The following is a 4,205-nucleotide window of genomic DNA, read 5'->3' as shown; positions in this document are numbered from 1 at the left end:
CGCTGCTCGAAGCCAGCGAGGACGACATCGCCTACCGGATCGCGACCCTGCGCCGTGACCCTCAGGCACCCCCGCCAGCCGGTGTGATCCAGCGATGGTCGCTGGCCGGTCAGCAGGCGAAGTTCTCCCTGGCGCGCATCGGTGACCGCTGGTTCTGGGCGACCTACGAGCACCCGTCCACTCACATCTTCAAGCCCGCGGCGGCCAGGTTCGCGGACGCGGACCTCGCTGAGAAGGCGTGCCTCGACCTGGCTCTGGAGGCGGGCATTCCCGCGTCGCGGTCGGAGGTCGTCGAGTTTCGCGGGCAGCGGGCTTTCGCCGTGGAGCGCTGGGACCGAGCCGATGCGATCCGCCTGCACGCCGAGGACCTGACCCAGGCGCTCGGCCAGCCGCCGTACGAGAAGTACTCGGTCTCTGCCCAAGACGTGATGAAGCTCTTGGAGCCTCACGGTCAGGTGTGGCCGTTCGTCCGGCAACTCGCCTTCAACACGGCGGTGGGGAACTCGGACGCGCACGGCAAGAACTACTCCGTGCTGCTGTTCACTGAGGGCGTCGTCCGCTTGGCCCCCCTGTATGACTCGCTGCCCGTCTTCCTTTGGCCGAAGGTGGATCAGCGCCACGCTATGGACATCGGCGGATCATTCCTTCGCGAAGAGACCACGGAGGCCAGTTGGGTCACCCTCGCGCAACGAGCCCAGGTCGATCCCGGCAGGCTTCTGGACGAGGTCCGCCCGGTGTTCCGCCATGTTGGTGAGCGACTGCCCGACGTGCTTCGCGAGACTGGCCTCCCCGCCTCCGCGACCGATGCCGCCGCCGAACACGTCCGTCGGCTTCCGGGCATGGTTGGGCGTCAGGCCGCTGGTTAGCGACCCCTGAACACGACTCACTCGGTCGTCCCGGGTGGCTCGGCGCCCCAGGCGTCCAGGGCCTCGATCGCGTCGCGCAGCGCCTCGCCGCGCTCGGTGAGCCGGTAGGCCAGCGCGTTGTGCGCGAGCGGGATCCGGACGGCGAGGCCCGACTCGCGCAGCTCCTTCAAGCGGGTGGTCAGGATGTTCGACGGGATGCGGGGCAGGTCGCGCTGCAGATCGCCGAACCGCTTGGGCCCGTCCAGCAGTTCGCGGACGATCAGCAGCGCCCATCGCTGTCCGACGAGCCCTAGCGCGGCGGTCAGGCCGTCGACCGCCGCGGGCTCGCCAGAGGTCACTCGGCGGGCGGGCCCTGCTGGGCCGCGACCGGATCCATCCAGAAGGGCTCGAAGTGGTTGCCGTCGGGGTCGTCGAACTGCCGCTGGTACATGAAGCCGAGGTCCTGCGTCCGTCCGACGACGCCGCCGGCCGCGGCGACCCGGTCGACGAAGGCGTCGACGTCGCCCTTGCTGGGCAGGTCGAAGGAGATCAGCGCCAGCGAGGTCGTCGCCGGATCGCCGACCTGCTTGTCGTCGAGGAAGGTCTGGTAGAAGTCCCGGCGCAGCACCATCAGGTACTTGTCGTCCTCGATCACGACGCAGGCCGCGTTCTCGTCGGTGAAGTTCTCGTTGATGCTCCAGCCGATCGCCACGAAGAACGCCTTGGCGCGCTCGACGTCGGCGACGGGAAGGTTGATGAAGATGTGCATGACTTCACACTTGCAAAAAGCAAGTGACCTGTCAAGAGTCGCTCAGCCCAACTGCTCGGGAGCGGACGGGCGGCGGCCGAGCACCAGGCCTATGGCGGCGACGGCGACGCCGCTGACCAGGATGATCGTGGCGGAGTTTCGCAGGTTGGCCAGCAGGTAGCCGGCCACGCGGTCGGCTCCCGGCTCGCCCAGCGAGCCGGTGAGGGCGGAGGCCAGTGCGCCCGTCCCGAACTGGAGGGCGAGCAGCATGACCACCCCGGCCAGAGCCACTGCGAAGCCGGCCCGCCGCACCGCCCGCATCCGGTCGTTGGCGATCAGGACCGCGCCGATCAGCGCCACCGCCGCCGCGATGGGGAAGGCGACGGTGCTGGTGGCAAGTGCCCGATAGGCGGCTCGGGCGGTGTCGACAGTGGCGGGGTTGACCTCCAGCAGACGCAGTGTGGCCTGGCTGTCAGGGATGAACCGGGCCAGGGTGAAGCCCTCGGCGAGCAGCAGGTCGCGGGAGGCGTCCACCACCACGCCGATGCGCAGTGAGATGGCGCCGTCCTCGACGCCGAGCAGGGAGCCTTCGTCGGCCTGCAACAGCGCGAGCACCTGGCCATGGAGGGCGCGCGCCGAGGCGTCCCAGAGGCCGCCGAACTGGTCGGATTCGACCACCCGGCCCACCTGCTGCTCGACGAATTCCTCGATGGCCAGGGCGATCGGGCCACTGAGCGCGGGCAGCAGTTCGCTGGTGCGCGGCGGCAGGCCGGCCAGCTCAGCCAGGCCGGCCAGGCCGCCACGGGTGCGGGCTTCGATCTCCAGCCCGGTCATGATCGCCTGGGTGGCGCCGTGGACGATCGCCTCCTGCACAGCGGGATCGTTGCGCAGTTCCGCGGTAGTGGCGACGAAATGGTCGGTGTCGAACGCCGCAGCCTTCACCCAGGAGGCGGTTGCGGCGAGCGGGATGGCCAGCGTCCCGACGATGATCAGGACGCCCGCCACCGCGCTGCGCCACCGCGCTCCGGATGCTCGACTCATCGCGACTCCCACCGGCTTGAGCTCTCTGGGCTGAGCGTACTGCGCAGGCTCGCGTGGTTGCTGAGCGGGATCGAATAATCCCGTCCGCTACGGTGTTTGAGCCGGAAAGGGACGGAGGTCACCGATGACGACCACGGCACAGACCGACTGGACGGATCCGCGCGAGGAGATCGAGATCGGCGTCCTGATGGCCAATGGACGGCTCGCGCCGCGCGCCTTCGCCACCCTCGCCGAGGCCGAAGCCTGGGCCATCGAGGGCGAGCAGGTGGTGGAGTACAACCGCATCTGCTCCTGCGACATCTGACCGGCTTGACTCGAAGATTGGCCCCCGAACACGGTCGGAAATCTTCGAGTCAGCGCACGACGTCAGGCCTGAAGGCGCCGGACGAGGAGTCGCAGGCTTCCGCCGAGCAGCAGCAGGAGCGCCGCGGCTGCCAGCGGCGCCGAGGGATCGGCGCCGGTGTTCGGCAGGTCGTCGTCGCCGTCGCCGTCATCTCCGTCGTCGGGCTCATCGCTCTCGAGCACCGTGATGGTGAAGTTGTCGGTCGCGGTCTGCTGCGCGGCGTCCGTCGCGGTGCAGCTCACCGTGGTCACCCCGAGCGGATACACGTCCCCGGAGGCCAGATCGCACGCCACTGACACCGGCGCCGTGCCGCCCGTGGTCGTCGGCGCCGGGTAGTCCACCGCGATCCCGGAGTCACCGGGATCGGCGTACACGACGATGTCGGCCGGAACCTGGATCGTCAGCGGCGCTGCCGGAAGCTCGTAGGTGACGGTGTTGTCGGTGCTTGTCGAGGCGGTGCTCGGGTTCGTGGCGGCGTCGGCCGCAGCCCCAGCGGGGATGGTGGCGATGACATCGCCGTCGGCTGACATGCCGGTGACCTCGACGGTGTACTCGGTGGTGCTGACCGGGACGATGGTAGCGGCGAGTGGCCCACCGGCGGTGGACGCCGACAGGTCGAGGTCGGTGGTCGGGTCAGTGAATCCGGTGACGGGTTCGGAGAAGACGACGGTGAAGACGATCGGGGAGGTGCTGGTCGGGTCGACCTGCGTGCCGGCCTGGTTGATCGTCACCGTTGGCGGGGTTTCATCGACGTCGGGGAGTTCGTAGGTGACGGTGTTGTCGGTGCTTGTCGAGGCGGTGCTCGCGTTCATTGCGCCGTCGGCCGCGGCTCCTGCGGGGATGGTGGCGATGACGTCGCCGTCGGCCGACATGCCCGTCACCTCGACGGTGTACTCCGTTGCGCTGACCGGGGTGATCGTGGCGGCGAGCGGGCCGCCCGCTGTCGATGCGGTGAGGTCGAGGTCGGTGGCCGGGTCGGTGAAACCGGTGACGGGTTCGGAGAAGACGACGGTGAAGACGATGGGGGAGGTGCTGGTCGGGTCGATCTGGGTGCCGGCTTGGTTGATCGTCACCGTCGGCGGGGTCTCGTCGACGTCGGGGAGTTCGTAGGTGACGGTGTTGTCGGTGGTTGTCGAGGCGGTGCTCGCGTTCATCGCCGCATCGGCCGCGGCGCCGGCCGGGATGGTGGCGATGACGTCGCCGTCGGCCGACATGCCCGTCACCTCGA

6 protein-coding genes are annotated in these 4,205 nt (G+C 69.2%); 2 read left to right on the top strand and 4 right to left on the bottom strand.

Going from position 1 to position 4,205, the window contains the following annotated elements:
* On the top strand, positions 1-866 hold an 866-nt coding region (locus tag Q0066_RS00460; protein ID WP_298128959.1), incomplete at its 5' end, for a HipA domain-containing protein.
* 17 nt (positions 867-883) lie between these two features.
* Here the strand turns inward: Q0066_RS00460 and Q0066_RS00455 are convergent.
* From Q0066_RS00455 to Q0066_RS00445, 3 genes are read right to left on the bottom strand one after another with little or no spacing between them, the layout of a single operon-like run.
* Complete coding sequence (locus Q0066_RS00455) at positions 884-1,204, bottom strand: helix-turn-helix domain-containing protein (RefSeq protein WP_298128956.1); 321 nt, start codon at positions 1,202-1,204, stop codon at positions 884-886.
* Entirely contained in the window at positions 1,201-1,614 is a 414-nt protein-coding gene (locus Q0066_RS00450) for a VOC family protein (protein ID WP_298128953.1), read from the bottom strand. Before Q0066_RS00450 ends, Q0066_RS00455 begins: the two co-directional genes overlap by 4 nt.
* A 42-nt stretch (positions 1,615-1,656) precedes the next feature.
* Entirely contained in the window at positions 1,657-2,634 is a 978-nt protein-coding gene (locus tag Q0066_RS00445) for a hypothetical protein (protein WP_298128951.1), read from the bottom strand.
* A 124-nt stretch (positions 2,635-2,758) separates the two neighbouring features.
* On the opposite strand from Q0066_RS00445, the gene Q0066_RS00440 reads away from it, so the two are divergent.
* On the top strand, positions 2,759-2,938 hold the full coding sequence (locus Q0066_RS00440) for a hypothetical protein (RefSeq protein WP_298128948.1): 180 nt from the start codon (positions 2,759-2,761) through the stop codon (positions 2,936-2,938).
* A gap of 62 nt (positions 2,939-3,000) precedes the next feature.
* On the opposite strand, the gene Q0066_RS00435 is transcribed toward Q0066_RS00440, so the two are convergent.
* On the bottom strand, positions 3,001-4,205 hold a 1,205-nt coding region (locus tag Q0066_RS00435; RefSeq protein WP_298128945.1), incomplete at its 5' end, for an HYR domain-containing protein.

Source organism: Micropruina sp., assembly GCF_027492755.1.
GTDB lineage: Bacteria > Actinomycetota > Actinomycetes > Propionibacteriales > Propionibacteriaceae > Micropruina.
Note: the sequence above shows the minus strand (reverse complement) of the source record. Positions and strands in the feature narration are given on the sequence as shown.

What these genes read in the sequence shown, in the direction of transcription:
- Q0066_RS00450 (WP_298128953.1), bottom strand. Translation starts at nt 1,614, where the DNA reads ATGCACATCTTCATCAACCTTCCCGTCGCCGACGTCGAGCGCGCCAAG.
- Q0066_RS00445 (WP_298128951.1), bottom strand. Translation starts at nt 2,634, where the DNA reads ATGAGTCGAGCATCCGGAGCGCGGTGGCGCAGCGCGGTGGCGGGCGTC.
- Q0066_RS00440 (WP_298128948.1), top strand. Translation starts at nt 2,759, where the DNA reads ATGACGACCACGGCACAGACCGACTGGACGGATCCGCGCGAGGAGATC.